The sequence below is a fragment of the Hoeflea ulvae genome (assembly GCF_026619435.1).
Taxonomy (GTDB): domain Bacteria; phylum Pseudomonadota; class Alphaproteobacteria; order Rhizobiales; family Rhizobiaceae; genus Hoeflea; species Hoeflea ulvae.
In genome coordinates this window covers 1,630,915-1,655,904 of the sequence record NZ_JAOVZQ010000001.1, presented here as the reverse complement: position 1 = coordinate 1,655,904, position 24,990 = coordinate 1,630,915, and the positions used below count along the sequence as shown (strand labels likewise).

General features: G+C 62.1%; 27 protein-coding genes. 13 read left to right on the top strand and 14 right to left on the bottom strand.

Features of this window, described 5'->3' with window-relative positions:
* Positions 1 to 203 precede the first annotated feature (203 nt).
* Positions 204 to 1,787, bottom strand: coding sequence for a histidine--tRNA ligase (gene hisS, locus OEG82_RS07695; protein WP_267611846.1), 1,584 nt, complete (start codon positions 1,785 to 1,787; stop codon positions 204 to 206).
* 125 nt (positions 1,788 to 1,912) lie between these two features.
* The gene (locus OEG82_RS07690) at positions 1,913 to 2,356 is read right to left on the bottom strand and encodes a BA14K family protein (RefSeq protein WP_267611845.1); all 444 of its coding nucleotides are present in this window, start codon (positions 2,354 to 2,356) and stop codon (positions 1,913 to 1,915) included.
* 200 nt (positions 2,357 to 2,556) lie between these two features.
* On the opposite strand from OEG82_RS07690, the gene OEG82_RS07685 reads away from it, so the two are divergent.
* A complete protein-coding gene (locus OEG82_RS07685; RefSeq protein WP_267611844.1) occupies positions 2,557 to 3,426 on the top strand; it encodes a DMT family transporter in 870 nt (289 codons plus the stop codon).
* Here the strand turns inward: OEG82_RS07685 and OEG82_RS07680 are convergent.
* Together OEG82_RS07680 and OEG82_RS07675 are read right to left on the bottom strand one after the other, a co-directional pair.
* Positions 3,423 to 3,782, bottom strand: a complete 360-nt coding sequence (locus OEG82_RS07680; RefSeq protein WP_267611843.1) for a DUF1801 domain-containing protein — start codon at positions 3,780 to 3,782, stop codon at positions 3,423 to 3,425. The two genes, OEG82_RS07685 and OEG82_RS07680, sit on opposite strands and share 4 nt — an antisense overlap.
* Entirely contained in the window at positions 3,779 to 4,414 is a 636-nt protein-coding gene (locus tag OEG82_RS07675; RefSeq protein WP_267611842.1) for a DNA-3-methyladenine glycosylase I, read from the bottom strand. Before OEG82_RS07675 ends, OEG82_RS07680 begins: the two co-directional genes overlap by 4 nt.
* Positions 4,415 to 4,652: 238 nt before the next feature.
* On the opposite strand from OEG82_RS07675, the gene OEG82_RS07670 reads away from it, so the two are divergent.
* Together OEG82_RS07670 and OEG82_RS07665 are read left to right on the top strand one after the other, a co-directional pair.
* On the top strand, positions 4,653 to 5,420 hold the full coding sequence (locus OEG82_RS07670) for a L,D-transpeptidase (protein WP_267611841.1): 768 nt from the start codon (positions 4,653 to 4,655) through the stop codon (positions 5,418 to 5,420).
* Between the two features lie 144 nt (positions 5,421 to 5,564).
* The gene (locus OEG82_RS07665) at positions 5,565 to 6,275 is read left to right on the top strand and encodes a L,D-transpeptidase (protein ID WP_267611840.1); all 711 of its coding nucleotides are present in this window, start codon (positions 5,565 to 5,567) and stop codon (positions 6,273 to 6,275) included.
* A gap of 86 nt (positions 6,276 to 6,361) precedes the next feature.
* On the opposite strand, the gene glcF is transcribed toward OEG82_RS07665, so the two are convergent.
* From glcF to OEG82_RS07645, 4 genes are all read right to left on the bottom strand, one after another.
* Positions 6,362 to 7,699: a glycolate oxidase subunit GlcF gene (gene glcF / locus OEG82_RS07660; RefSeq protein ID WP_267611839.1), complete on the bottom strand. Its 1,338-nt coding sequence runs from the start codon at positions 7,697 to 7,699 to the stop codon at positions 6,362 to 6,364.
* 99 nt (positions 7,700 to 7,798) lie between these two features.
* Positions 7,799 to 8,176, bottom strand: a complete 378-nt coding sequence (locus tag OEG82_RS07655; protein WP_267611838.1) for a DUF4870 family protein — start codon at positions 8,174 to 8,176, stop codon at positions 7,799 to 7,801.
* A 46-nt stretch (positions 8,177 to 8,222) separates the two neighbouring features.
* The gene (gene glcE / locus OEG82_RS07650; protein ID WP_267611837.1) at positions 8,223 to 9,440 is read right to left on the bottom strand and encodes a glycolate oxidase subunit GlcE; all 1,218 of its coding nucleotides are present in this window, start codon (positions 9,438 to 9,440) and stop codon (positions 8,223 to 8,225) included.
* A complete protein-coding gene (locus tag OEG82_RS07645) occupies positions 9,437 to 10,921 on the bottom strand; it encodes an FAD-binding oxidoreductase (protein ID WP_267611836.1) in 1,485 nt (494 codons plus the stop codon). Before OEG82_RS07645 ends, glcE begins: the two co-directional genes overlap by 4 nt.
* A 352-nt stretch (positions 10,922 to 11,273) precedes the next feature.
* Here OEG82_RS07645 and OEG82_RS07640 point away from each other — a divergent pair, with 352 nt between their 5' ends.
* Genes OEG82_RS07640 through OEG82_RS07625 form a run of 4 tightly spaced genes read left to right on the top strand, consistent with a single transcriptional unit; the run spans position 11,274 to position 15,006 of the window.
* A complete protein-coding gene (locus tag OEG82_RS07640; RefSeq protein ID WP_267611835.1) occupies positions 11,274 to 12,101 on the top strand; it encodes an FCD domain-containing protein in 828 nt (275 codons plus the stop codon).
* Entirely contained in the window at positions 12,098 to 12,883 is a 786-nt protein-coding gene (locus OEG82_RS07635) for a (Fe-S)-binding protein (protein WP_267611834.1), read from the top strand. The genes OEG82_RS07640 and OEG82_RS07635 overlap by 4 nt, the downstream gene beginning before the upstream one ends.
* Before the next feature lie 18 nt (positions 12,884 to 12,901).
* Positions 12,902 to 14,338 carry a LutB/LldF family L-lactate oxidation iron-sulfur protein gene (locus tag OEG82_RS07630; protein ID WP_267611833.1) on the top strand — a complete coding sequence of 479 codons (1,437 nt, stop codon included), beginning with the start codon at positions 12,902 to 12,904 and terminating at the stop codon, positions 14,336 to 14,338.
* Positions 14,335 to 15,006, top strand: coding sequence for a LutC/YkgG family protein (locus OEG82_RS07625; protein ID WP_267611832.1), 672 nt, complete (start codon positions 14,335 to 14,337; stop codon positions 15,004 to 15,006). The genes OEG82_RS07630 and OEG82_RS07625 overlap by 4 nt, the downstream gene beginning before the upstream one ends.
* Here OEG82_RS07625 and OEG82_RS07620 read toward each other — a convergent pair.
* Both OEG82_RS07620 and OEG82_RS07615 read right to left on the bottom strand, forming a co-directional pair.
* Positions 14,990 to 15,637, bottom strand: a complete 648-nt coding sequence (locus OEG82_RS07620; protein ID WP_267611831.1) for an SdpI family protein — start codon at positions 15,635 to 15,637, stop codon at positions 14,990 to 14,992. The two genes, OEG82_RS07625 and OEG82_RS07620, sit on opposite strands and share 17 nt — an antisense overlap.
* The gene (locus tag OEG82_RS07615; RefSeq protein ID WP_267611830.1) at positions 15,621 to 15,917 is read right to left on the bottom strand and encodes a metalloregulator ArsR/SmtB family transcription factor; all 297 of its coding nucleotides are present in this window, start codon (positions 15,915 to 15,917) and stop codon (positions 15,621 to 15,623) included. Before OEG82_RS07615 ends, OEG82_RS07620 begins: the two co-directional genes overlap by 17 nt.
* A gap of 209 nt (positions 15,918 to 16,126) precedes the next feature.
* On the opposite strand from OEG82_RS07615, the gene OEG82_RS07610 reads away from it, so the two are divergent.
* From OEG82_RS07610 to OEG82_RS07590, 5 genes are all read left to right on the top strand, one after another.
* Positions 16,127 to 16,768: a LysE family translocator gene (locus OEG82_RS07610; RefSeq protein ID WP_267611829.1), complete on the top strand. Its 642-nt coding sequence runs from the start codon at positions 16,127 to 16,129 to the stop codon at positions 16,766 to 16,768.
* Positions 16,769 to 17,407 (top strand): hypothetical protein, encoded by a 639-nt coding sequence (locus tag OEG82_RS07605; RefSeq protein ID WP_267611828.1) that lies wholly within the window; start codon positions 16,769 to 16,771, stop codon positions 17,405 to 17,407.
* Positions 17,408 to 17,438: 31 nt separating this feature from the next.
* Positions 17,439 to 18,173 carry a 16S rRNA (uracil(1498)-N(3))-methyltransferase gene (locus OEG82_RS07600; protein ID WP_267611827.1) on the top strand — a complete coding sequence of 245 codons (735 nt, stop codon included), beginning with the start codon at positions 17,439 to 17,441 and terminating at the stop codon, positions 18,171 to 18,173.
* 143 nt (positions 18,174 to 18,316) lie between these two features.
* Positions 18,317 to 19,690, top strand: coding sequence for a glutamate--cysteine ligase (locus tag OEG82_RS07595; protein ID WP_267611826.1), 1,374 nt, complete (start codon positions 18,317 to 18,319; stop codon positions 19,688 to 19,690).
* A gap of 113 nt (positions 19,691 to 19,803) precedes the next feature.
* Positions 19,804 to 20,664 carry a DUF937 domain-containing protein gene (locus OEG82_RS07590; RefSeq protein ID WP_267611825.1) on the top strand — a complete coding sequence of 287 codons (861 nt, stop codon included), beginning with the start codon at positions 19,804 to 19,806 and terminating at the stop codon, positions 20,662 to 20,664.
* A 166-nt stretch (positions 20,665 to 20,830) separates the two neighbouring features.
* Here the strand turns inward: OEG82_RS07590 and OEG82_RS07585 are convergent, their stop codons facing one another.
* Complete coding sequence (locus OEG82_RS07585; RefSeq protein ID WP_267611824.1) at positions 20,831 to 21,112, bottom strand: DUF1127 domain-containing protein; 282 nt, start codon at positions 21,110 to 21,112, stop codon at positions 20,831 to 20,833.
* 145 nt (positions 21,113 to 21,257) lie between these two features.
* On the opposite strand from OEG82_RS07585, the gene OEG82_RS07580 reads away from it, so the two are divergent.
* Entirely contained in the window at positions 21,258 to 22,217 is a 960-nt protein-coding gene (locus OEG82_RS07580) for a LysR substrate-binding domain-containing protein (protein WP_267611823.1), read from the top strand.
* A gap of 45 nt (positions 22,218 to 22,262) precedes the next feature.
* Here OEG82_RS07580 and OEG82_RS07575 read toward each other — a convergent pair whose 3' ends face one another.
* The 3 genes from OEG82_RS07575 to guaB all read right to left on the bottom strand — a co-directional run bounded on the left by OEG82_RS07575 (position 22,263) and on the right by guaB (position 24,950).
* Positions 22,263 to 22,676: an MAPEG family protein gene (locus OEG82_RS07575; protein ID WP_267611822.1), complete on the bottom strand. Its 414-nt coding sequence runs from the start codon at positions 22,674 to 22,676 to the stop codon at positions 22,263 to 22,265.
* 175 nt (positions 22,677 to 22,851) lie between these two features.
* Entirely contained in the window at positions 22,852 to 23,451 is a 600-nt protein-coding gene (locus OEG82_RS07570) for a hypothetical protein (protein ID WP_267611821.1), read from the bottom strand.
* Positions 23,451 to 24,950, bottom strand: a complete 1,500-nt coding sequence (gene guaB / locus OEG82_RS07565) for an IMP dehydrogenase (RefSeq protein ID WP_267611820.1) — start codon at positions 24,948 to 24,950, stop codon at positions 23,451 to 23,453. Before guaB ends, OEG82_RS07570 begins: the two co-directional genes overlap by 1 nt.
* Positions 24,951 to 24,990: the final 40 nt, after the last annotated feature.

Genomic DNA, 24,990 nt, shown 5'->3' with positions numbered 1-24,990 from the left:
AGCCTGCCTGAAGAAGGCCCCTCCCCAACCCCTCCCCACAAGGGGGAGGGGCTTAACCCGGCCTTCTGGTTCGTTTGAGACTTTGGCTGTTGAGAATTGCTGGTGGAGTGCACCGAGCTGGTCCTGCGACGGACTAGCCCCTCCCCCTTGTGGGGAGGGGTTGGGGAGGGGAAAAAGATTGAACAAGACTCAAAATGTTCATCTCAGGCTTCCCGGCCATAGGCTGCCTGCGCTTCAAGAATGCTTTTCACGGTCGACACCAGCTCGGCCTCGGCCACCAGATGTTCGCCGGCCTTGGCCTCGCGCCATTCGGCATTGTCGGTGATGGTTTCGGCGATGCGCTTGCCCTCGATCAGGTCCTTGACGATGACCTGGCCCAGTTCCTTCTCATTGCCGCCCTGAATGATGGCGATCGGCGCGCCGCGACGGTCGGCATAGCGCAACTGCTTCGGGAAATCCTTGGGATTGCCCTGGAACAGTTCCACCGGAACAGTCGGTCCGAGCGGCCGGCCGTCCTCATCAAGCGGGTTGAGCGCCACCCGCAATTCCTGCGCCATCTTCGCGTAGTCGCCGATGCGGTCGCGATCCATGATGGTGACCAGGATCGGGCCCGAGGCCGCCTCGCCCGAGAGCTTGCCGAGATTTTTCAGCGCCGTCATCAGCCGTGAGACGCCGATCGAGAAACCGGTGGCCGGCACTGGCTGGCCCATGAAGCGCGACACCAGCCCATCGTAACGGCCCCCGCCGCCGACGGAACCGAACTGCACGATCTGGCCCTTCTCATTGGGGATGCCGCCCAGAAGCTCGGCTTCGTAGACGGGGCCGGTGTAATATTCGAGGCCGCGGACGACGGAGGGGTCAAACTTGACCCGATCTGTTTCGTATCCGGCATTCCTGCAGATCTGAGCCATGGATTCTAGTTCAGCAACACCTTGCATGCCGAGGTCTGAGCCAGATACGGCATCCTTCCAGAAGCCAAAGGACATGCTATCGCTCGGCGTTTCTCCATCGCGAAAACTCGTTCCAAGGTAAGAAGTGACAAGTCGTAGAACCTGTTCCTCATTCAGCCCAGCACCCGGGGCGAAATCGCCTTCGCCTTCCTTTTCACCATCCCAGCGGCCGGCACCAAGCAGCAGCTTGACACCCTCGGCACCGAACTTGTCGAGCTTGTCGATGGCGCGTAGCACGGTAAGGCGCTTGGCGGCATTTTCCGGTCCGACCAGCCCGATGGCTTCCATGACGCCATCCAGCACCTTGCGGTTGTTGACGCGGATGACGTAATCCCCGCGCGGAATGCCGAGCGCTTCCATGGTGTCGGCCATCATCATGCACATTTCGGCATCGGCCTGGACGCCGGGCGCACCGACGATGTCGGCGTCGAACTGCATGAACTGGCGGAAGCGGCCCGGGCCGGGCTTTTCGTTGCGGAACACCCAGCCGGCGCGATAGGTGCGGTAGGGCAGCTGGATGTCGTTGAAATTCTCGGCCACATGACGGGCCAAAGGTGCGGTCAGGTCATAACGCAGGCTCAGCCACTGGTCGTCATCGTCCTGGAATGAGAACACGCCCTCATTGGGCCGGTCGGAATCAGGCAGGAATTTCCCCAGCGCATCGGTGTATTCGATGAAAGGGGTTTCAACCGGCTCGAAGCCGAAACGCTCATAGACGGTTCTGATCTTGGCCATCATCTGGTCGGTGGCGCGGATATCGGACGACGAGCGATCCGGAAAACCACGCGCCAGACGGGCCTTGAGCTTCTGGGGCTTCTTTTGCTTCTTGTCGGACATGAAAAAGGGCCTGCGGAAGGAGAAACGTTTTGTTGCGCTTCTCCTAACCGACAGGCCCTTTTGCTGCAAGGCTTGGGTGAAAGGCCGGCAGGCCCCTCACCCCATCCTGAGCCAGTTCGTCAGCCTCAATAATAGGGCGAACGGCATTCGCGGCGCGGACCGTGATACGGCTGGAACGTGTTGCTCCGCTGGTCATAGGAGCGGTACTTGTTGTGGCACCAGCTGACATGCTGCGGATTGGTGTAGCCGGGGCGCACATTGCCATTGTAATTGTTATTGTTCATCGCACCGCCGATGATTGCGCCAAGCGCAAAGGCTGCGGGCGGGAACCAGTAGCCATTGTGACGGCGATAGCCACGGCGATGGTTACGGTAACCACGGTGGCCGTTATAATAGCTGTGGTTGTTGTGACGATAGTAGCCACGCCGTTTCTGGTGGCGCACCTGGACAACATCGGAACTGCCGGTGATCTGGGTGACCGGATTCTGCAGCGGCACGGCGGATGCGGGCACCATCATGGCGACGCAGAAAGACGCCGATATCAAGGACTTTAGGGCGGTCTTGAGCATTTCACACTCCTGGGTTTGAATGAAACATCCCTTCGTCACGTCAACGCTTTGCGCGTTTTATTGTTCCGACCATAGCACTCCCGTCCCGCGGGTGAAACCATGGAACACCCGCAACCGCTGTCGACAAAAGCCGTGAAACGGCAGATAGGTCTCGGAATACGGATTTGCCGCCTCCAATCTGTCCATTGAAAGAGCTTTCCTTGCGCCTGGTCCTGCTGACGGTTTTGACACTGATTGCCTTTGCCGCAAATTCCGTTCTGGGACGGATGGCGATCGGTTCGGGCGACGCGCCGCTGATCGACCCGGCAAGCTATTCCGCCGTCCGGCTGGCAAGCGGCGCGGTGATGCTGGCGGTGCTGGTCGCGTTGACCGCATCGGGGCAGCACCGGTCACCGCGGCTTCGCTCGGGCTCGTGGGTCTCGGCTTTCGCCCTGTTTGTCTACGCGGTGGCGTTTTCCTATGCCTATGTGGCGCTCGACACCGGTATCGGCGCGCTGATCCTGTTTGCCTGTGTGCAGGCCAGCATGATCGGCTGGAGCCTGAAGGAGGGCGACAGGCCTTCGCTGTTGGAGTGGCTGGGTCTGGCAACCGCCTTCGGCGCCTTTGTCTGGCTGGTGTCGCCGGGCCTGTCCGCACCCGACCCGCTGGCCGCAAGCGCCATGGCGCTGTCGGGGGCTGCCTGGGGCGTCTATTCGCTGCGCGGCCGGGGACTTGCTGATCCGCTCAAGGCGACGGCGGACAATTTCATGCGCTCGGTGGCATTTCTGCTGCCGCTCGGCCTTGTGGTTGTGATTGCCCAGCTGCCGGTTCAAGCCACCCCGCGCGGGCTGATGCTCGCCGCTGTCTCGGGCGCTGTGACCTCCGGGCTTGGCTATGCGCTCTGGTACCAGGTGCTGCGCCAGATCGGCGCCACACAGGGCGCCATCCTGCAACTGATCGTGCCGGTGATGGCGGCTGCCGGCGGAACCCTGTTTGTCGGCGAGAGCTGGAGCTTGCGGCTGGTCGTCTCGTCGCTGCTCATTCTCGGCGGGGTCGGGGCCGCCATCCTCGCCAAGCAGAGACGGGTCTAGACCGGTCCGGATTTGCCGCGCTTGCGCAGCTTGTAGGTGAGCGCCAGGCCGATGCAATGCGACAGCGCTTCGAGGTCCGGCTGCCGGCCGGCCTCAAGCACGATGGCGCGGTTGTCCTCATAGGTCAGGGCGTCGGGATAGAGCGTGCGGAACTGCTCGACCAGATTGGTGTGGCAGATGAACATCAGCGCGACCTCGCCGTTCTGACGTGGCGCGATCCGCACCGAGCTGCCGATGTTGCGGCGCGCCGGCGCGAAGCTCTGCTCGCCCCATTTGAGGCTTTCCTCCAGTCGTCCGACGCCTGGCGTAAGCTCCGCGACCTCATAAATCAGCTCTTTGACCTCTTCCGGCGTCATTTGTGCCGCACCAGCGCATCCCGCGCCGCCTCGACCTCGTTCCTGCAACAGCAGCCTTCGAGGTGATCATTGACCAGCCCCATCGCCTGCATGAAGGCGTAGACGGTTGTCGGGCCGACAAAGCTCCAGCCGCGCTTCTTCAGATCCTTCGAGATGCGGGTCGACACGGCTGTCGTCGGATTGGCGGTCAATGTGGCGTAGTCCACTTTCTCGGGCCGCTCTTCGGGACCCGGCTCATGGCTCCAGAAATAGGCCGCCAGCGAGCCGAACTCGTCGACCATCTCGATGGCGCGGTGGGCATTGTTGATGGTCGAGACAATCTTGCCGCGATGCCGGATGATGCCCTTGTCGGCCACAAGTCGCTCGATGTCGGCTTCGTCAAACAGCGCCACCTTGCGGAAATCGAAGCCGGCGAATCCGGCGCGGAAGTTCTCGCGCTTGCGCAGGATGGTGAGCCAGGACAGCCCCGCCTGGAATCCCTCCAGGCAGATCTTTTCAAACAGGCGGATATCGTCGGTGACCGGCCTGCCCCACTCGACATCATGATAGGCCAGATAGTCGGGAAGATTGCCTGGCCAGAAGCAGCGGGTGCGGCCGTCCTCTCCGATTATCAGGCCGTTTTCATGCGCCATGGGGTCGCTCTTGTCATGGTTAATCGGGAATCGGTGACAATTAAGCGGACGTTCACCGCGTTTGGCAAGGCAGCGATAACCCTAAGCAGAGCTTTCCACCCAAACGGGTATTTTAGGCATCCGGATTCACCAATTGATTCCAATCCACACCTCACCATCGGCGTTGAACACAGGGCCATCGGCTCATTCCGGCGGTGGCGTCCTGTTTTAATCAGACGAAAGGTATTGGGTCCGTCCGATGAAAAATCTTGCACTTCTTGTCCTGTCAGGCGCGGCGCTGAGCCTCGCTTCCTTCACCGCCCCGGCAATCGCGGGCGATCGCTATGGCCAGCGCCCGCCGGTGGTGCTGAGCCCGGATCTGACCGCGCCGTGGCTGCTGCAGCTTGGCGGCCGTGCCGCGCCGCGTGGCGGCGTGGTCTACCGCACCCAGCCGAAGGCGGTCCGGGCGCCGGCGCAGCAGAGCCGTTCGCTCAAGGCCCAGCCGCGCCGCGTCACCAATGTCGCGCTGGCCGCACCGCGGGCGAAGGCTGCGCCTGCGCGCCAGATCGACGCGCGTTTCCTGCCGCAGATGGTGCCTTATGACGGCAATCAGAAACCCGGCACGATCATCATCAACACCAGCGAGCGGCATCTCTATTTCGTCACCGGTAATGGCCAGGCCCGGCGCTATGGCGTTGGCGTTGGCAAGGAAGGCCATGCCTGGAGCGGAACCGAGAAGATCACCCGCAAGGCCGAGTGGCCGGGCTGGACGCCGCCGGCCGAGATGATCAAGCGAGTGCGCGAAAAGGAAGGCCGGATCCTGCCTGCGCACATGAAGGGCGGCCCGGAAAACCCGCTTGGCGCGCGCGCACTGTATCTTGGATCGACGCTTTACCGGATTCACGGGACCAACCAGCCCTGGACCATCGGCAAGGCCGTGTCATCTGGCTGCATCCGGATGCGCAATGAGGATGTCACCGATCTTTACGAACAGGTCAAGGTCGGCGCCAAGGTCATCGTGATGTGACCAGCGGCTGACCGGCCAGGCTCGAAACCCGGCCGGCCATCCGCCACGGCCGGGTTTTTCCACTACCGCCCGGCAATGGTTGATCGACTGAAAAATGCTGGTACCTTTGGACTCAGGGGCCGAAGCACGAACGAGGGGCACACCATGATATTTCCACGCTTTCCATCCCGATTTGCCATCCTGGCGGCAAGCGCGCTGGCGCTTCTGATTGCTCCAGCCCTGCCGGATGCATCCGCGATGCCGCGGAGCGCGGCGCCAGCGGCAACCGAAACGGCGCTGCCGGTCGTGGAGATCGCGCAATCGAAAAAGCCGAAATCGAAATACTGGCGCAAGAAGGTCCGTCTCAATACCAACGAGAAACCCGGCACCATCATCATCGATACCAACACCAAATATCTCTATTTCGTCGAGGGCAACAACCGCGCCACCCGCTATGGCGTCGGCGTCGGCCGCGAGGGATTTGGCTGGTCAGGCACCGTCAAAGTTGGCCGCAAGGCCGAATGGCCGGGCTGGACTCCACCGGCCACCATGATTGCGCGTGAACGCAAAAAGGGCCGCAATCTGCCGGCCTACATGAAAGGCGGCCCCAACAATCCGCTCGGCGCGCGCGCGCTCTATCTCTACAAGGGCGGGCGCGACACCATCTTCCGCATTCACGGCACCAACCAGCCCTGGACCATCGGCCAGAACATGTCGTCAGGCTGCATCCGGATGATGAACGAGGATGTCGAACACCTTTACAGCCGCGCCGGCATCGGCTCCAAGGTCATCGTGATCGGGCCCAATGGAAAGGGTTCCGAGAAACTCTACACCGATCGCGGCATGGATTTCCTCGGCTCGCTGTTCGGCGGCTGAGCGGCTTTATTGCTGCAACAGGCGATCAAAAAAAGGCGGCGTTTCCGGACGCCGCCTTTTCTGCATGATCAACAGGCACCCGCTCGCTATTCGGCGGCTTCCAGCCGCACCGTCTTGACCGCCTCCGGCAATCCGGCAGGCTTTTCCCCGCCATAGACCCAGTCGAGCAATTCCACCGTGTGGATAATCGGGATATCGGTGCCGCCGGCGATCTGGGTCATGCAGCCGATATTGCCGGTGGCGATCAGATCGGGCCGGGTGCGCTCGATGTTCTTGACCTTGCGGTCGCGCAGGGTGCGGGCGATCTCGGGTTGCATGATGTTGTAGGTGCCGGCCGAGCCGCAGCACAGGTGGCCTTCGGGCGGATCCTTGACGGTGAAACCCGCGGCCTTGAGCAATGCCTTGGGCTGCACGGTGATTTTCTGGCCATGCTGCATCGAACAGGCCGAATGATAGGCCACGACAAGATTGGCGCCATTGACCGGAGCGGGCATCTCGATGCTGGCGAGATATTCGGTGATGTCCTTGGCCAGCGCGGAGACAACGGCGGCTTTTTCCGCGTAGGCCGGGTCCTCGCGCAGCATGTAGCCGTAATCCTTGATGGTGGTGCCGCAGCCCGAGGCGGTGATGATGATGGCGTCGAGCCCGCCCTGGTCGATCTGACGGGTCCAGGCATCGACATTGTTGCGCGCGGCTTCGTGCGCATCATGCTCGCGGCCCATGTGATGCACCAGCGCGCCGCAGCACCCCTCGCCTTGAGGCACCACCACTTCGACGCCGATGCGGTTGAGCAAGCGGATCGTCGCCTCGTTGATGCCGGGCTTGAGCACCGGCTGGGCGCAGCCGGTGAGGATGGCCACTCTGCCCCGTTTTGCGCCTGTTCCGGGATGTAACCCTGGCTTGGCGAATTTCGACGGCTTTGGCACGGAAGCCGGCGCGAGCTCGAGCATCGCCGCCATGGGTTTCAAGCCCGGCAAAACGCGAAACAACGGTGCGAAGGGCCGGCCAAGGCGCGCCGCATGAAGCGAGGCGCGGAAGCGGCCGGGATAGGGCAGCACCAGCGCAAGAAGCCCGCGGATCATGCGGTCGGCCAGCGGCCGCTGATAGGTTTTCTCGATATGGGCCCGGGCGTGGTCGACCAGGTGCATGTAATTGACGCCCGACGGGCATGTGGTCATGCAGGCCAGACAGGACAGACAGCGGTCGATATGGGTGACCACCTGCTTGTCGGCGGGCCGGTCATTTTCCAGCATGTCCTTGATCAGATAGATCCGACCGCGCGGGCTGTCGAGCTCATTGCCGAGCGTGACATAGGTCGGGCAGGTGGCGGTGCAGAAGCCGCAATGGACGCATTTTCTGAGGATCTTTTCGGATTCGGCGACACCGGAATCTTTCAACTGCTCGGCGGTGAAATTGGTCTGCATGTCGCGGTTTCCTCGGATCTTTCCAGTATCGGCGCACCGCCTGGACCCCGCCGCGGCTGGCGGGATCGGCGCATGTGCCGATGGCTGTTGCGGCTGGGCTCAGAGCAGCCAGCTTTGCGGATTGCCAATGGGTTCGTTGCGGCTGAGTTTCTGCAGACCGACGATGGTGCGGACAATGACCCAGATGCCGACGAGGATCATCGTCAGCATGCCGATCATCACGATCATCAAGAGCCCGCTTATCAATGCGCCCAAAAGTCCGAGCCAAAAAGTGCGGATTGCCCAGGTGTAATGGCTCTCGAGCCAGGCTTCGGACTTGCCGCGGTTGAGATGGGCCAGCACGATGCCGACAATGCCGGTGATGCCGATGACGAAGCTCGCCAGATACAGGATGTAGATCACCTGCAGATTGGTCTTGCCGGGTTCGAGCCAGCGATCTGTCTGGCGTGGCTCAGGGGCCTGGTCAGGATTGCTCATTGCGTGCTCCTTGGTTTGAAACTGGATCTTCAACGGCGACAATCTATCACATGGTTTCGGTCATGCGACCCGGATTGAGAACGCCGCCGGGATCGAACTGGTCCTTGATCCGCCGCGCCAGAGCTTCCAGCGGTTTGGGCTGCGGTTCGAACACCGGCACGCTGGTCCGGATCGCCGCATCGGCGCGCACCAGCGTGGCGTGACCACCGCCGAGCGCCTTGATATATTGCCGGATCAGATCGGCTTCGGGATCAGCCTCCATGCACAGCCAGACCAGCCCGCCCTGCCAATCGTAAAAGGCGTTGACGCCGGTTTTGAGCCGCAAGGCCGCGACCAGTTGGTGCCCGACGGATGGTGCAACCGAAACTCGCCAGACAGGCTTCATCGAGCCATCGGCAAAGGGTTTGACATCGCGGATGTCGCGCCAGAGCTGGTCTGAACCGGCGGTCTCGAGCACCGTGACCTCGCCGCGACGGCCCATCTCAGCCAGCAGCCGCTCGGTACGCACCTCGACAGACGGGGTGAGACCTTCAAGCCGCAAAACGGTTGCCGGGCCGCCGGGGAGGCCGGCGCCCGCAAATTTGTGCACGACACTTTCGGGCAGATGCGCCGCTCCCGACACTTCCACCGACATCGCAAGCGCTGCCGCCATGGCCTCGGCGGCCTCGGCGTCGTTGAGACCGGACACCACGATGGTGACCGCGGTTTCAGGCCTGGGCAGCACCTTGAAGATGACTTCGCAGAGCACTCCGAGCGTGCCCCAGGAGCCCGCCAGCAGCTTGACCAGATCCAGACCAGTGACGTTCTTCATCACCCGGCCGCCGCTCTTGACGATCTCGCCGGTCCCGTTGACGAAGCGGACACCAAGCAGGCTGTCGCGCGCAGCACCTGCGAGCAAGCGCCGTGGACCGGAGATGTTTGCGGCAAACACGCCGCCGATTGTCGGCTCGCCGGTGGAACCGAGCAGCGGCCGGTAATCCACCGGCTCGAAGGTCAGCATCTGGTTGTTGGCGTCAAGCGCCGCCTCGATCTCGGCAAGCGGCGTGCCGGCTCGGGCTGCCATCACCAGTTCTGCGGGATCGTAATTGGTGATGCCGCTGAGCCTTGCCAGCGACAATGTCGCTGCGGATTGCACCGGGCGGCCAAAGCTCAGCTTGGTGCCGTTGCCCCTGATCTCGACCGGATGTTTGGCGGCATGTGCCTCGGTGACAATGCGCGCCACCTCGGCTTCGGTTTCGGGATACTGGATGTCTGTCGCGCTCATGCTGCTGTCCTGCCTTCGGCAGTGGCACTTTGATTGCCCTTCTGGCTGCCATTGCGACGATCCAGAGGAAACACCTTGGACGGGTTCATAATCCATTTTGGATCAAAGGCAGCGCGCACCCGCATCTGCTGGGCCAGATCGATATCGGAATATTGATGCCGCATCAGATCGCGCTTTTCGATGCCGACGCCATGTTCACCGGTCAGGCAGCCACCGGCATCGACACAGAGTTTGAGGATATCATTGCCGGCCATTTCCGCCTTGAGGCTTTCTTCGGGATCATTGGCGTCAAACAGGATCAGCGGATGCATGTTGCCGTCGCCGGCGTGAAAAACATTGGCAACGCGCAAACCGTACCGGTCGATGATCTCGGAGGTCTTGGCCAGCACGTGGGAGAGTTGTCCCAGCGGCACAGTGCCGTCCATGCAGATATAGTCCGCGATCCGGCCGGTGGCGCCGAAGGCCGATTTGCGCCCCTTCCAGATCAGCGCCGCTTCGGTGGCGGACTGGCTTTCGCGGATGGTCTTCACACCGTGCTTGCCCGCAATCGCGATGATGCGCTCGAGCATGGCGTCCATCTCCGCATCCGAGCCCTCGACCTCGACGATCAGCAGCGCCTCGACATCCATCGGATAGCCCGCCTGGGCGAAGGCTTCGCAGATCTCGATGGCCGGCTTGTCCATGAATTCGATGGCGACCGGGATGATGCCTGAACCGATGATGTCGGTGACGCAGGCCCCTGCTGCGACCGAGCTTTCGAAGCCGAACAGCACCGGGCGGGCGCCCTCCGGTCTGGCAATCAGCCTGACGGTTGCCTCGGTGACAATGCCGAGCTGGCCTTCCGAGCCGCAGATCAGGCCCAGCAGGTCATATCCTGCCGAATCCAGCGCCTTGCCACCGATCTCGACGATGGAGCCATCGAACATCACCATCTTGACGCCCATCAGATTGTTGGTGGTGACACCATATTTGAGACAGTGCGCGCCCCCGGAATTCATCCCGATATTGCCACCGATGGTGCAGGCCAGCTGCGAACTGGGATCAGGGGCATAGAAGAAGCCATCCGCCTCGACCGCCTGGCTGATTGAGATATTGGTGACACCGGCCTGGACCACCGCCGCGCGGTTGGGAAAGTCGACATCGAGGATCTGGTTCATCTTGGAGACGCCGATGACGATGGCGTCTTCCTGCGGGATCGCGCCGCCCGACAGCGAGGTGCCTGCTCCGCGCGGGATCACCGGAATGGCATTGTCGTTGCAATATTTCAGCACGGCTGCGACCTGGGCGGTGGTTTCGGGCAAGACCACCGCCAGCGGCATCCGCCGGTAGGAAACGAAGGCATCGGTATCGAACGGCATCAGCTCGCGCGCCTCGGTGATCAGGCAGGAGGCGGGCAGCAAACCTGCAAGGTCGGCAATGATGGCCGGACGGCGATCCATGACCGCTCTGTCAGGCTCCAAAAAGGCGATCAGGTCCGACATGGCTTTCTCCCCGGGATGACGCGGCGCAGCCTGTCTGAGGAGGCTTCGCCGCAACTGGTATTTTTTATTTACCACTCATTTTGGCAACGGGCAACACGATTCCCCGCACCTTTTTCCGCAACAGAGCGAGCTTGCACGCTCCGGGAACCCCTAATCAAGGAGCTACAATGGATTTTTTCGGCTGAAGATACCGCCGACGCGTGGAAAAGCACCAGAACTCACGAAGCTCACCGGCAGTGCAAACGCCCGATTTCCGCATGAAAGACAGTTTTTTACCTGAAACTGGATAAAAATATTGACCAGCTTTCCCGCCCCTTGATACGGTCGCGGCGATCGATCCCGGGAAATGGAAATGACCACGGACATTTTTGCACGCATTGCGCACAGCCGGACATCTGATGAAGTGGTTCATCAGATCGAGGTGCTGGTGCTCGAGGGCATCCTGCGGGTGGGCGATCGTCTTCCCGGCGAGCGCGAGCTTGCCAAGCAGTTCGATGTCTCGCGGCCGATCCTGCGCGAAGCCCTGAAAGTCCTTGAAGGCCGCGGCCTGCTCTCGACCCAGCATGGAGGCGGCACTTTTGTCGCCGATGTCATCGGCCAGGTCTTCACCCGGCCGGTGATGGAGCTGATCACCCGGCATCAGAAGGCGACCCTCGACTACCTCGAATACCGCCGCGAGATGGAAGGCATTTCGGCAGAATTCGCCGCCCGCCGGGCGACAGAGGCCGACAAGGCACTGCTGACCCGGATTGTCGCCGCGATGAAGACGGCACATCTGAAGGACAATTTCGAGGAAGAGGCGGCGATCGACGTCGAATTCCATAGCGCCATCGGCGAATGCGCCCACAATATCATTCTGCTTCACACCCTGCGCTCCTGCTACAGGCTGCTGGCCGAGGGCGTGTTCTACAACCGCGCCATGGTCTACAATCTGCCGGGTGCGCGCGAAAAACTTCTGGAACAGCATCTGGCCATTTACGACGCAGTAATGGCCGGCGATCCGGAAGCCGGCCGCCAGGCGGCCCAGGCCCATATCGATTTTGTCGCCCGGGCGATGACGGATGCCGAACGCTCGGGAGACTGGGAACGGGTATCCCGACTTCGCCTGCAACAGCGCGCGCCCGACCTTTCGGGCGCCAGAAAAACCACCAAGCAAAAACAATCGGAGGCGGCAGAGTGACGTCGAGTGAAACGAAGGTTGCCGAGCAGCCGCGTGTAGGACTTTTTGCGACCTGTCTGGTCGACCTTTTCAGACCCTCGGTCGGCTTTGCCAGCGTCAAGCTGCTGCAAGACGCCGGCTGCGAGGTGCATGTGCCTGCGGCCCAGACCTGTTGCGGCCAGCCCGCCTACAACACCGGCGACAGGGCAGATACGCGCGAGATCGCGGAACAGGTGATCGAGGCCTTCGAGGGCTTTGACTTCATTGTCGCGCCGTCGGGGTCCTGCGCGTCGATGCTGAAGAAGCACTATCCCGGATTGTTTGCAGGTGACGCAGCCTGGGAAGCGCGCGCGACGGCTTTTTCCGCCAAATGCCACGAGCTGATCTCGTTTCTCACCGATGTGATGATGGTGCGCGACACCGGCGCGGCGCTTGACGCCACGATCACCTATCACGATTCCTGCTCGGGACTGCGCGAACTCGCGATCAAGGACCAGCCGCGCAAGCTGCTGGGCAATGTCAGCGGCGTCGAAGTCCGCGAAATGACCGATTCGGATGTCTGCTGCGGTTTCGGCGGCACCTTCTGCGTCAAATATTCCGACATTTCCAATGCCATCGTCACGAAGAAGGTCGGCAATATCGATGCATCCGGCGCCGACATGCTGCTGGCCGGCGATCTCGGTTGCCTGATGAACATGGCCGGCAAACTCAAGCGCCAGGGATCTGATGTCGAGGTTCGCCATGTCGCCGAAGTGCTGGCGGGCATGACCAGCCAGCCGCCGATCGCCGGCAGCGGCAAATAGGGCGACAGGAGACAAACAATGGAACTCACCGCCAACAAATTCAAGGCCAATGCCTCCAAGGCGCTCGTTGACGCGCAGTTGCAGAAGGCGCTCGGCAATGTCGAGAAGGGCTTCATCGGCAAGCGGCAGAAATCCGTCGATGCACTGCCGGAATTCGATGCGCTTCGCGACAATGCCCGCGACATCAAGAACCATGTGCTGGCGCATCTCGACCTTTATCTCGAGGAATATGAGCGCAAGGTGACTGCCGCAGGCGGGCATGTTCACTGGGCCGAAACTGCCGAAGACGCCCGCCGCATCGTGCTCGACATCTGCAAGAAGGCAAACGCCCGCACGGTGACCAAGGGCAAGTCGATGATCACCGAGGAGATCGCGCTCAACGATCACCTTGAAGCCAACGGCATCGAGCCGGTGGAAACCGATCTGGGCGAGTACATCATCCAGCTGCGCGGCGAGCACCCGAGCCACATCATTGCACCGGCCGTGCATCTCAACAAGGAGCAGGTCGAAGGCGACTTCCGCCGGGTGCACACCCATCTGGCCAAGGACCGTGACCTTTCCGAGCCGGTATCGCTTCTGAGCGAAGCGCGCGAAGTGCTGCGCCAGCGTTATTTCGCCGCCGATGTCGGCATCACCGGCGCCAATTTCCTGATCGCCGAAACCGGCACCTCGGTGATCGTCACCAATGAGGGCAATGGCGACCTGACCCAGACGCTGGGCAAGGTGCATGTGGTCGTCGCCTCGATCGAGAAGATCGTACCGACGCTGGAAGACACCTCGCAGATCCTGCGGGTTCTGGCGCGCTCGGCCACCGGGCAGGACATGAGCGTCTACACGACGTTTTCCACCGGACCGAAGCGCGAGGAAGATCCCGACGGGCCGGATGAATATCACGTGGTGCTTCTGGACAATGGCCGCTCGGCAATGCTCGGCACCGAATATCAGGACATGCTGCGCTGCATCCGCTGCGGCGCCTGCATGAACCATTGCCCGGTCTATCATGCCGTCGGCGGCCACGCTTACGGGTCTGTCTATCCCGGCCCGATGGGTGCGGTGCTGACGCCTTCGCTCAACGGCATTGACGAGACCGGACAATTGCCCAACGCCTCGACCTTCTGCGGGCGCTGCGAGGCGGTGTGCCCGATGCGGATTCCCTTGCCCAAGATGATGCGGCATTGGCGCGAGCGCGAGTTCGAGCGCAATCTGACACCGCTGACTGCCCGCTACGGGCTCAAGGCCTGGGCCTATTTCGCCAAGCGACCAAAACTCTACCGGTTCGCAGCCTCGTTCGGCATGCCGATCCTGTCCCTGATGGGCGGCACCTCGCGGCGGTTCCGCTCCTTGCCCTTTGCCGGTGGCTGGACCCGCTACCGCGACCTGCCAGCGCCGGAAGGCCGCACCTTCCAGCAGGCCTGGGCGCAACGTGAATCGCTTAAGCAGGAGACGGGACAATGAGCGCGCGCGACACGGTACTGGGCAAGATCCGCGCCTCGATGCGGGTTCAGACGTCAGACGACGCGCGCCGGAACATGGTTGCTGCAAGGCTGGCCGACGCGCCCACGGGAGTCATCCCGGCACGGGCGCAACTGGCCGCGCCGGAACAGGTGGCTCTGTTTTGCGCCATGGCCGAGCAGTTCGGGTCGACACTGGCCCGGGTGAACGCCTATGGCGACGTGGCTGCCGAGGTTTCCGACTATCTCCGGGCCCGCAACCTGCCGGCGGCGATCCGGATCGGTGCCGACGAGCGCCTGGCACAGGCCGGGTGGGACGCGGAAAAGAACCTCGAACTGCGCGCGGGGCCTTCGGATGGCGGCGACCTTGCCGGTGTCAGTCACGCCACGGCGGGCATTGCCGAGACCGGCACGCTGGCGCTGATGTCGGGCCAGGACAACCCGACAACAATCAATTTCCTGCCTGAACACCATATCGTTGTGATCAAGGCCGCCGACATCAGGGGCGATCTGGAAAGTGTCTGGGCCATGGTCCGCGAGCTCAAGGGCAAGGGTGAAATGCCGCGCGCGCTCAATCTGATCACCGGGCCGTCACGCTCGGGCGACATCGAACAGACCATCCTGCTCGGCGCCCATGGGCCGAGGGCGCTGCATGTCATTGTTGTCGCGTGAGTCTGCCGATCAGGATTGAAACCAGGGCACTGACCACCAATCCGGCGACAAGCGCCTGGATGGCAAAATTGGGGTGACCGCTGACAAGCATTGCGAGGGCCGCCAGTCCCGTGAGCACGAAAGTCCAGCCAGCAAAGCGGTTGGACGTTCCCCAGGCGCCACGGTCTGCGAGCGTCGAAGCCGTCCTGACGCCGACAAACGGGTTCGGCCGGGTCTTTGGCAGCACGTTGCCAAGCCAGATCAGGACCAGTGCCACCACTGCAAGCACCGGTGACAGTCCGGCGAATTCAGTCTGCTGCGATATCGCATTCCACAAGACAGCCAGGTGAACGGAAAGCATCACCAGAAATCCGCCGGCCCATCCGGCCAGCCAGGTTGCCGGATTTTCCTTGCGCGTGTGGCGTCCCGCCTTGCTTCGGCTGATGGCGAGAAGCAACAGGGTGGTGAGCAGCATGAGGCCGGGCAGCAGCAACAGGGCTTCCAGCTTGCCGGCATAGCGGTCAGGCTCGCCGTGGATGTTCCAGTGCATGGCAATCTGCGCTGAAGGATCGATGTGGCCATAGGCAAGAACGGATGCTAACGCTGCGCCCGAAGTTGCGGCAACGGCAGAGGTTTCAGCTGGATGGTTCAATTTTTCTCTCCCCCGATTTTGCTCCGATTCCGAACAGGTCCATCGCACCGCTGAGCGCCTCTTCAAGCACGGAAAGCTTCAAGTGATAGACAATGCGCGTGCCATCCCTTTCTGCCTCGATCAGGTTGGCGTCCTTGAGGACCGAGAAGTGTCCTGACAGTGTCGGCTTGGCCAGATCGAACTGCTCGGCCAACACGCCGGCCGTTTGCGGTCCGTGGCGCAAGCGAGCAAGTATGTCCCGCCTGACAGGATGACTGAGAGCCTTATAAACATTATTCATTCGTATTTTCTCTAATTAGGATATTTCCTAAATAACAATAGTTGCCTGCGGGTACAAGGGACTGATTGGAGGAGAATGGAATTTTTTGGCTTCATGCCTTCCGGCTGAAACACCGGACATGAGCACCCTTATCGTGATGCGTAACGATATTGACCCTGGGGAGACATTGCGGCTTTGTGGCATGGTGCAAACGACCAAGGATGCCGGACATGCCTGTTTCACCCGAACATTTCGCCGCTTTCGTTCTGGCCAGCGTCATTCTGCTGGTGATCCCCGGGCCGACCATCATCATGGTCATCACCCAGGCGCTGGCGCATGGGCGCAAGGTCGCGCTGGCAAGCGTGATCGGCGTGGGCCTTGGCGACCTGCTCGCGACATCGCTTTCGATCGCCGGTGCGGGTGCATTGCTGGCAGCATCGGCATCGCTGTTTCAGGCGCTGAAATTTGTCGGCGCGGCCTACCTGATCTGGATCGGTTACAAGATGTGGCGCACACCGGTGACGCTGCCGGACATGTCCGATGCCGACGTGGTGGAGGCTCCAGCGAAAACGGCGACGATCTTTCGCGATTCCTTCCTGATCACCGCACTTAACCCAAAGGGCATCCTGTTCTTCGTGGCCTTCGTGCCGCAGTTCATCGATCCCGCCCTGCCCTACACGCCGCAGGCCGCAACCTATGTGCTCACCTTCACGGCTCTGGGAATCATCAATGCTGCGGTGTTTGCATTTGCGGCGGCCGGCGCCCGGCAGACCATTCGCCGGCCTGAGGTGATGAAGATTGCCATGCGCAGCGGCGGATCGCTGTTGATGATGGCTGGCATCGCTGCGGCCTTCACACGCCGCGCGTCCTGAATGCCCTATCAGAACAGGGTCAACCCAGCAGGCACTATCTGCGTCCATCCGGCGCGCGGGGAGTTCATGGGCAACCGTGGCGGCGCTTTGCATGATGCGGATCAACGGATCGTGCGGCACCAGAGGAGCAGAGCGTGGCTTGTCTGCGTGACAGCGTTCAAGGGACGGCGCCGGAAGCTGATGCAGCCGAACCGCTACACCGAATTGTTCTTTCTCGATGAAGTCACCGCGCTCGCAGCCGGGCACCGCCCGTGCTTCGAATGCCGGAGAAAAGATGCGTTCGCTTTTGCGGAAGCTCTCGGCAAAAGCCGGGACGAAGAGCGGTTGTCCGCACCGGCCATCGACGCGCTGCTGGCGGTGGAGCGCAAGCGCAGCCCGGACGCGCCCGAGCGTTTGGTTGCGCGAGAGGGAATCTCGTCGCTTCCCGATGGGGTGATGATCCGCCAGGGCGGTACGCATTACGCCTTGCGCGGCGGCAGGCTTCTGCCCTGGTCGTTTGACGGCTATGGCGCCCCGACGGATCCTGATGCGCTTCCGGGCTGTCCGGTCCATCTCGACACTCCGGCCTCGACGGTTGCCGCGCTTGGGCATGGATACCGGCCGGTATTCCATTCGGGGTGCTGGAGGCCTGAGGCTTGATCTTCGGATCAGCTTGGGCAAGAAGTCGAAAATGCGCGCAAATTACAAACTTCAACGGCTCTATCTCGACGCTCCGCTTGCCCAGGGCGAGGTTCTGACCCTTGCCCGGGAGCAGGCGCATTACCTCATGACGGTGTTGCGGCTCGACGACGGCGCCGAGGTTCTGGTGTTCAACGGACGCGACGGCGAATTCAGCGCGACGCTGCGGCCGCAAGGCAGGAAAGCGGCGAATCTCGAAATCGGCGCCCAGACTCGCGCGCAGCCTGAACCGTCGCGGCTCGAATTTCTGTTTGCTCCGCTCAAGGTCGGACGGCTGGAATATCTGGTTCAGAAGGCCACCGAAATGGGCATTCACAAGATCACTCCAGTGTTCACCGATCACACGCAGATGCACAAGATCAACGCCACGCGGCTGGAGGCCAATATTCTCGAAGCGGCGGAGCAATGCGGCAATCTTGCCATTCCGCAACTGGGGGACGCGGTGAAGCTCGAGACCCTGCTTGGCGGCTGGGACCCGGCGCGCCGGATCATCTTCTGCAATGAAAGTCAGGCCGGCGACAATCCGACGGCGGCGCTGTCCGCCATCACCGAACGCGACCTGGCGCTTCTGGTGGGGCCGGAGGGCGGATTTTCCGAGCGCGAGCGGGAGCTGCTGACCTCCCTGCCCCATGTCACCGCCATTCCGCTGGGACCGCGCATTCTGCGCGCAGACACCGCCGCAGTGGCAGCCCTGACCGCGGTGCAGATGACGATCGGCGACTGGTAGGACTGCACGAACCAGCCCGGATCAAGCTTCTTTGATCTCAGGATCAGGGATTTTCGCTTGCATGGCGGACCGGTTCCGGTCCAAGCAACATGACCACGCGTGGTCCGAGACCGCGCCAACGACCAGACGATAAAGGCCCGGACATGGCGCGCGACACCACCGACGACACACCGATCAGCTCAGTCAATGATCTGGCCGACTGGATGGCAGCAGGTTGCAAGCCGCAGGAAAAATGGCGGATCGGCACCGAGCACGAAAAATTCGTGTTCTACAGCCAGTCCCATCAACCGGTGCCTTATGAGGGCGAACGCTCGATCCGGGCGCTGCTGGAAGGCATGGCGATGATGCTCGGCTGGGAACCGATCATCGATGCCGGCAAGATCATCGGACTGGTCGAGCCGACCGGCGCCGGCGCCATCAGCCTGGAACCGGGCGGGCAGTTCGAACTCTCCGGCGCGCCGCTTGAAACCATTCACCAGACCTGCCGCGAATCGAACGCGCATCTGGCGCAGTTGCAGGAAATCGCCGAGCCCATGGGCATCGGCTTCCTGGGCATGGGCGGCAGCCCGACCTGGTCGCTGGCCGAAACGCCGAAAATGCCCAAATCCCGCTACGACATCATGACCCGCTACATGCCGAAGGTAGGCACCAAGGGCCTGGACATGATGTACCGGACCTGCACGATCCAGGTGAATCTGGACTTCTCCTCGGAAGCAGACATGCGCCGCAAGATGCAGCTCGGCATGAAGCTGCAGCCCTTGGCAACCGCGCTGTTTGCGGCCTCGCCGTTTACCGAGAGCAGGCCCAACGGGCTGGTCTCCTGGCGCGGCGACATCTGGCGCGACACCGACAACCAGCGCTCGGGCCAACTGCCGTTCGTCTATTCCGATGATTTCGGCTTCATGGATTATGTCGAATGGGCGCTCGACGTGCCGATGTATTTCGTGCTGCGCGACGGCAATTACCACGAGGCGACACATGTGACCTTCCGCCAGTTCATGAACGGCGCGCTGAAGGGCGAACTCGACCAGCCGATGCCCACCATCGGAGACTGGACCAACCATCTGGGCACGCTGTTTCCCGATGCCCGGCTGAAACGCTTCATCGAGATGCGCGGCGCCGATGGCGGTCCGTGGCGGCGGATCTGCGCCCTGCCGGCATTCTGGGTCGGACTGCTTTATGACGAAGCGGCAATCGGCGAGGCGCTGGAACTTGTGAGCGACTGGAACCTGGATGAGGTCAACCAGATTCGCGACACCACGCCACGCGACGGATTGAATGCCAAGATCAAGGGGCACTCGCTGCGCGACATCGGCCGCGAAGTGCTCGGCATTTCCCGGCGCGGTCTGGTCAACCGGGCGTGCCTGAATTCCGAAGGCAATGACGAAAGCCATTTCCTCGCTCCGCTGGAAGAGACAATCGCCCGCGGCACCACGCTGGCCGAGGAGATGCTGGCGCTTTACAATGGCCGCTGGAACGGCAGCGTCGATCCGGTCTTCGAAGACTACGCCTACTAGCAGCATCAATCGCCCCCTGCCGAATAAGGATTACCGCCCTAGGCATGCCGCTTTGGGCGGTATAGTCTTTGCCCAAGGCCTGCATTCCAGCGCTTGAGGAGAGACACAGTCCGATGATGCCGCTTTTTGACATGATGATGAATGCCCAGAACGGTGAAGCCATGCGGAACATGGCCAAGCAGTTCGGCCTTGACGAAAACCAGATGCAGCAGGCGGTGGCCGCGCTGATGCCGGCCTTCTCCACCGGCTTGAAGCGCAATGCCTCAAACCCGATGGACATGTCGAATTTCCTCTCCGCGCTCGCCGGCGGCAATCACGCTCAATATTTCGAAAACATGCAAAATGCCTTCAGCCCCCAGGGCAAGGCCGAAGGCAATGGCATTCTGGGCCATCTCTTCGGATCGAAGGAAGTCAGCCGTGCGGTGGCCGCGCAAGCCGAAGCCGCAACCGGCATCGGCCAGGAAATATTCAAGCAGATGCTGCCGGTTCTGGCGACTTCGATCATGGGCGGACTGTTCAAGCAATCGACCGGACAGATGCAGGCCAATGCGATGGGCGGCTCCAACCCGATCGGCGATCTGATCAGCGACATGATGCGCCAGGGCATGGGCGGCGCCAAGGCCAAGCCGGCACCGCAGGCCTCGCCGATGGACAATCCGCTCGGGCAGATTCTCGAAGGCATGTTTGGCGGCACGCCGAAAAGCCCGCCGAAACAGGCCGGCGGCAATCCGTTCGGCGACAATCCGCTTGGCCAGATCTTCCAGGACATGCTCGGCGGCGCGATGGGCGGCGGACAGCCGCGGCAAGCGCCGGAACCGGAGCAGCAACCCGACCACGCCTCCCCCTCCGGGAGCGGCAATCCCTATGAAGACCTGTTCGGCAAGATGTTCGAATCGGGCAAGGAAGTGCAGCAGGGCTACCAGAAGAACATGGAGTCGATTTTCGACCAGTATCTTCAGGGCATGAAGCGCTGATCAGCGCGCTATGAAGCGGGACCGGCTGAGCACCAAGCCTGCCCGCGGAATGAAAAGCCCGGCCGCGCAGTCTCTCAAGAGAGGATGCAGCGGCCGGGTAAATGCGGGATACAGGGCAGCATCCCGCAGGGGACCTCTTCAGAAACAGGTCACAGGCAACAAGAGCCTACCAGCTGGTGTTGCACCGCGCGCGGCGCGCCAGTTCGGTGGTCGGATCGGTATTGAACGGCATGGACATGCCACAGCGCACATCACCACGGGTCAGGCCGATATCGGCCAGCTGATGATCCGAGAGCTGTTGAAGTTTGCCGGCAATTCGGCGATTGAGCAGAACGCGCACCAGAGCCGTACCCTTGCCGGAAGCGGCGTAGATGGCATTCAACACAACCTGTCCGGCATTGAAGGAGCGGGCAAGTGTCCGTGAGGCAGCAAAACTGCGGGCGTTCATGGTCATATTCCTTGGTCAATAGGCGCCGATTGATCTGCGGGCCGGCGCAGGACCCAACTTGCAGCCTCTATGTCTCAAAAATCGATTGATCAGACCAGCGAATGTTTCTAATCTCTATCATCAAATAGATTGATAGGACCCCGCCATGCCCGCGCCACTCGATATCGACCAATTGCAAACCTTCGTGGCCATTGTCGATACCGGCAGTTTCACCCGCGCGGCCGACAAGGTATTCAAGACCCAAAGTGCGGTATCGATGCAGATGCGGCGCCTCGAGGAGCGTGTCGGCAAGACCCTTTTCGTCCGCGACGGGCGGCTCAACCGGCTCAGCGAGGATGGCGAGCGAATGCTGGGCTATGCGCGGCGCATCATCCGGCTCAACAACGAGACCATTTCGGCCTTTGATGATCATCAGCTCGAGGGCCTGATCCGCATCGGCACGCCGGATGATTATGCCGACCGCTACATGCCCGGCATCATTGCGCGCTTTGCCAAGACAAATCCAAATGTCGAGCTCTATATCGAGTGCGAACCGTCCATCGAATTGGCCGCGAGGCTGGCGCGTGGCGAGCTCGATGTGGCGCTGGTCACCCACAACCCGCGCGCCCGGACATCGGAAGTGGTGCGCACAGAGCCACTCTACTGGGTCACATCGATGAACCATTCGGTGCATGAGGACGCGGTGGTTCCGCTTGCCGTCGGCCGGCGCTCCTGCCTGTGGCGCAACCTCGCCTGCTCGGCGCTCGATTCCGCCGGGCGGGATTATCAGGTGCTGTTTACCAGCTGGTCGGCCACTGTGGTCGCCTCGGCGGTGTTGTCGGGACTTGCGGTCTCGCTGCTGCCCGAATGTGCCGTGCGGCCCGGCATGCGCATCCTGTCGCCGGCAGATGGCTTTCCGGCGCTGCAACCGGCCCAGATCGGCCTGATGAAGCGCCCCGGCGCGCCCGCGGCTCTGGTCAACGCCATTTGCGGCCACATTGCCGCGAGCCTCGACAACATCACCCCGGTGGGGTCTGAAGACAAGCCGATGTCGGGCGCTTCGGGATCGTCATCGCGCAGGGATCACAGGGGACGCCCGGACATTGCCGCCGTGCCTGCCTGGTAGGCCGGCACCCGAAGAACCCGAGGCATTGGCGACCCAAGCCCCCACTCAGGCGATGTGGATGGCGAGCAGGAGCCACTGCAGCAGATTGATGGCCAGGCTGACGATGAACAAAGAGCGGCGGATCCTGATGCGGTTGCTGGTGATGTGCACATAGGAATGCGCCACCCGGGCAATCACGAATGCCCACGCCACTATGACCGCGGCCACCCCTGCCCCGCCCGTGACATAGAGCGACAGGCAGGCCGCAAAGAACAGCACCGGCAGTTCGAACTGGTTGGACAGATTGCGGACGGCCGTGGCGCTCGGCTCCGGCTCGATCGAGGGAACCTTGAAGTCGGAAGGCTTGGCGCTGCCGGCCTTGACAGCACCGATCCGCCTCGAAGAGACGGTGACGTAGATGACATAGGTGAGAAGCACCTGGGCCAGAACCGGCCAGAAAATTGCGGTGGATGTGGTCATGATTGGGACGGCCTTACCTTTGAACGAGCTGATTTATCGCAGATGGCGTCATTCACCGCCACAAGATTGTGCATCCGGCGGGGCCGGCCCGGCGATGGCCTGGCCAAGGCCCAGAGCGGTAGCCGGGCTGTCGGCACCATAAGGCCGAACAGCGCCGCTCTGGAGCCAGAGCGGCTCAGATGACGGTTTGTGTGGTCCGCATGCGCCTGCGACGGGCAATCCACAACGCAACAATCAGCACAGCGACGATCACGAGGCTCAGATATTTGCCGCGGGTAAGCACCTGCAGCACGAATACCATCTCCGCGTTGAATGCGAGCGTGATCGCCTTCGGGCCATAGATCGTGTCGGCAACGGCGTTTTCGAAAAAATCAAAACCGAGATAGGCAAAGGCCAATGCCAGCGCCAGGCCGAGACCGACCTTGGCCAGCCGCGGTGTCTCGGTCTGGTCCCGGCGGCTGTAGGTCGCGGCAAAGGCGCTAAACGCGATGCTCATGGCCAGCAAGGGCGGAAACAGCAGGTCGACCCCGGCATGCAGCGCCAGATAGGCTTCCGACGCGCTTTGCCGGCCTTCGGCTTGCGCCCGGGCAAACTCCGCGGAAAAGGCGTCGAACAAGGCCCGCGCGGCGTCCGCATCATAGCCCAGCGGCACGCCGTCGGGCAGCTGCCATCCACTCAGCAGGGCGCTGATTGCAGCCGATTCAACCAGCGCCATATAGGCAAACAGCCCGGCTGTGACCAGGCACAAAAGCCAGCCGGGCCACAGCCGTTTCATTACATCGCGCCGGGATAGTTGGGGCTTTCGCGGGTGATGGTGACATCGTGGGTGTGGCTTTCGCGCAAGCCGGCGCCGGAGATGCGCACGAATGTCGCCCGCTCATGGAAGCTTTGCAGATCGGCCGCGCCGACATAGCCCATCGCGGCCTTGAGACCGCCGGCGAGCTGATGCAGCACGCCCGACACGGGGCCCTTGTAGGGAACCTGGCCTTCGATGCCTTCGGGAACCAGCTTCAGCGTGTCGCGCACCTCGGCCTGGAAATAGCGATCCGCCGAGCCGCGCGCCATGGCGCCGACAGACCCCATGCCGCGATAGGCCTTGAACGAGCGTCCCTGGTGCAGATAGACCTCGCCCGGGCTTTCATCGGTGCCTGCGAGCAGGGAGCCGATCATCACCGCCGAGGCGCCGGCGGCAATCGCCTTGGCCAGGTCGCCGGAATATTTGATGCCGCCATCGGCGATCACCGGAATCCCGTGTTTCTGCGCTTCATCGACGGCGCTCATGATTGCCGAAAGCTGCGGAACGCCGACGCCTGCGACGATGCGGGTCGTGCAGATCGAACCTGGTCCGATGCCGACCTTGACCGCATCGGCTCCGGCGTCGATGAGCGCCCGCGTGCCTTCTGCGGTCGCCACATTGCCGGCCAGGATGCGCACGGAATTTGAAAGTTTCTTGGCGCGGGTGACCGCATCGAGAACCCGCTGCGAATGGCCGTGGGCGGTGTCGATCACCAGAAGGTCCACACCGGCGGCAATCAGGCGCTCGGCGCGTTCAAACCCGTCTTCACCGACCGAGGTTGCGGCGGCGGCGCGCAGCCGTCCCTGCTCGTCCTTGGAGGCATGCGGGTTGAGCTGAGATTTCTCGATATCCTTGACCGTGATCAGCCCGACGCAACGGCCTTCGCCGTCGATCACCACCAGCTTTTCGATGCGGTGGCTGTGCAGCAGGCGCTTGGCCTCGGTCTGGTCGACGCTTTCCTTGACCGTGACCAGGTTCTCATGGGTCATCAACTCGCGGATCTTCTGATCCGGATTGGAAGCGAAGCGCACATCACGATTGGTCAGGATGCCGACCAGAAAGCCGGGTCCGCCCGAGCCGTCGCGGTGCTCGACGACCGGAATGCCGGAAATGCCGTGCGCCTTCATCAGGCCCAGCGCTTCCGACAGCGGCGCCTCCGGGCTGATCGTCACCGGGTTGACCACCATCCCGCTTTCGAATTTCTTGACCTGGCGGACCTGCTCGGCCTGTTCTTCCGGAGTCAGGTTGCGGTGAATGACGCCAATGCCGCCGGCCTGCGCCATGGCAATCGCCAGGCGTGATTCGGTCACCGTGTCCATGGCCGACGAAATGATGGGAAGATTGAGCTCGATATCGCGGGCTATCCGGGTGGCGACATCGGCCTGGCCGGGCATCACTTCGGAATGGCCGGGCTGCAGCAGCACGTCGTCAAAAGTCAGCGCTTCTGCGCCCGTAATGGTTTGGATAATCTTTGCCATCGCCTGTCGGTTCCGTTCGTTCGGGGCCGGCCCGAACCGG

Coding starts and splice junctions, on each gene's coding strand:
- OEG82_RS07655 (WP_267611838.1), bottom strand. CDS start 8,176: ATGAGCAATCCTGACCAGGCCCCTGAGCCACGCCAGACAGATCGCTGG.
- guaB (WP_267611820.1), bottom strand. CDS start 24,950: ATGGCAAAGATTATCCAAACCATTACGGGCGCAGAAGCGCTGACTTTT.
- OEG82_RS07645 (WP_267611836.1), bottom strand. CDS start 10,921: ATGTCGGACCTGATCGCCTTTTTGGAGCCTGACAGAGCGGTCATGGAT.
- glcF (WP_267611839.1), bottom strand. CDS start 7,699: ATGCAGACCAATTTCACCGCCGAGCAGTTGAAAGATTCCGGTGTCGCC.
- OEG82_RS07670 (WP_267611841.1), top strand. CDS start 4,653: ATGAAAAATCTTGCACTTCTTGTCCTGTCAGGCGCGGCGCTGAGCCTC.
- OEG82_RS07615 (WP_267611830.1), bottom strand. CDS start 15,917: ATGAATAATGTTTATAAGGCTCTCAGTCATCCTGTCAGGCGGGACATA.
- glcE (WP_267611837.1), bottom strand. CDS start 9,440: ATGAGCGCGACAGACATCCAGTATCCCGAAACCGAAGCCGAGGTGGCG.
- OEG82_RS07580 (WP_267611823.1), top strand. CDS start 21,258: ATGCCCGCGCCACTCGATATCGACCAATTGCAAACCTTCGTGGCCATT.
- OEG82_RS07675 (WP_267611842.1), bottom strand. CDS start 4,414: ATGGCGCATGAAAACGGCCTGATAATCGGAGAGGACGGCCGCACCCGC.
- OEG82_RS07680 (WP_267611843.1), bottom strand. CDS start 3,782: ATGACGCCGGAAGAGGTCAAAGAGCTGATTTATGAGGTCGCGGAGCTT.
- OEG82_RS07590 (WP_267611825.1), top strand. CDS start 19,804: ATGATGCCGCTTTTTGACATGATGATGAATGCCCAGAACGGTGAAGCC.
- OEG82_RS07640 (WP_267611835.1), top strand. CDS start 11,274: ATGACCACGGACATTTTTGCACGCATTGCGCACAGCCGGACATCTGAT.
- OEG82_RS07595 (WP_267611826.1), top strand. CDS start 18,317: ATGGCGCGCGACACCACCGACGACACACCGATCAGCTCAGTCAATGAT.
- hisS (WP_267611846.1), bottom strand. CDS start 1,787: ATGTCCGACAAGAAGCAAAAGAAGCCCCAGAAGCTCAAGGCCCGTCTG.
- OEG82_RS07585 (WP_267611824.1), bottom strand. CDS start 21,112: ATGAACGCCCGCAGTTTTGCTGCCTCACGGACACTTGCCCGCTCCTTC.
- OEG82_RS07625 (WP_267611832.1), top strand. CDS start 14,335: ATGAGCGCGCGCGACACGGTACTGGGCAAGATCCGCGCCTCGATGCGG.
- OEG82_RS07605 (WP_267611828.1), top strand. CDS start 16,769: ATGCCCTATCAGAACAGGGTCAACCCAGCAGGCACTATCTGCGTCCAT.
- OEG82_RS07570 (WP_267611821.1), bottom strand. CDS start 23,451: ATGAAACGGCTGTGGCCCGGCTGGCTTTTGTGCCTGGTCACAGCCGGG.
- OEG82_RS07690 (WP_267611845.1), bottom strand. CDS start 2,356: ATGCTCAAGACCGCCCTAAAGTCCTTGATATCGGCGTCTTTCTGCGTC.
- OEG82_RS07630 (WP_267611833.1), top strand. CDS start 12,902: ATGGAACTCACCGCCAACAAATTCAAGGCCAATGCCTCCAAGGCGCTC.
- OEG82_RS07610 (WP_267611829.1), top strand. CDS start 16,127: ATGCCTGTTTCACCCGAACATTTCGCCGCTTTCGTTCTGGCCAGCGTC.
- OEG82_RS07600 (WP_267611827.1), top strand. CDS start 17,439: ATGCGCGCAAATTACAAACTTCAACGGCTCTATCTCGACGCTCCGCTT.
- OEG82_RS07665 (WP_267611840.1), top strand. CDS start 5,565: ATGATATTTCCACGCTTTCCATCCCGATTTGCCATCCTGGCGGCAAGC.
- OEG82_RS07575 (WP_267611822.1), bottom strand. CDS start 22,676: ATGACCACATCCACCGCAATTTTCTGGCCGGTTCTGGCCCAGGTGCTT.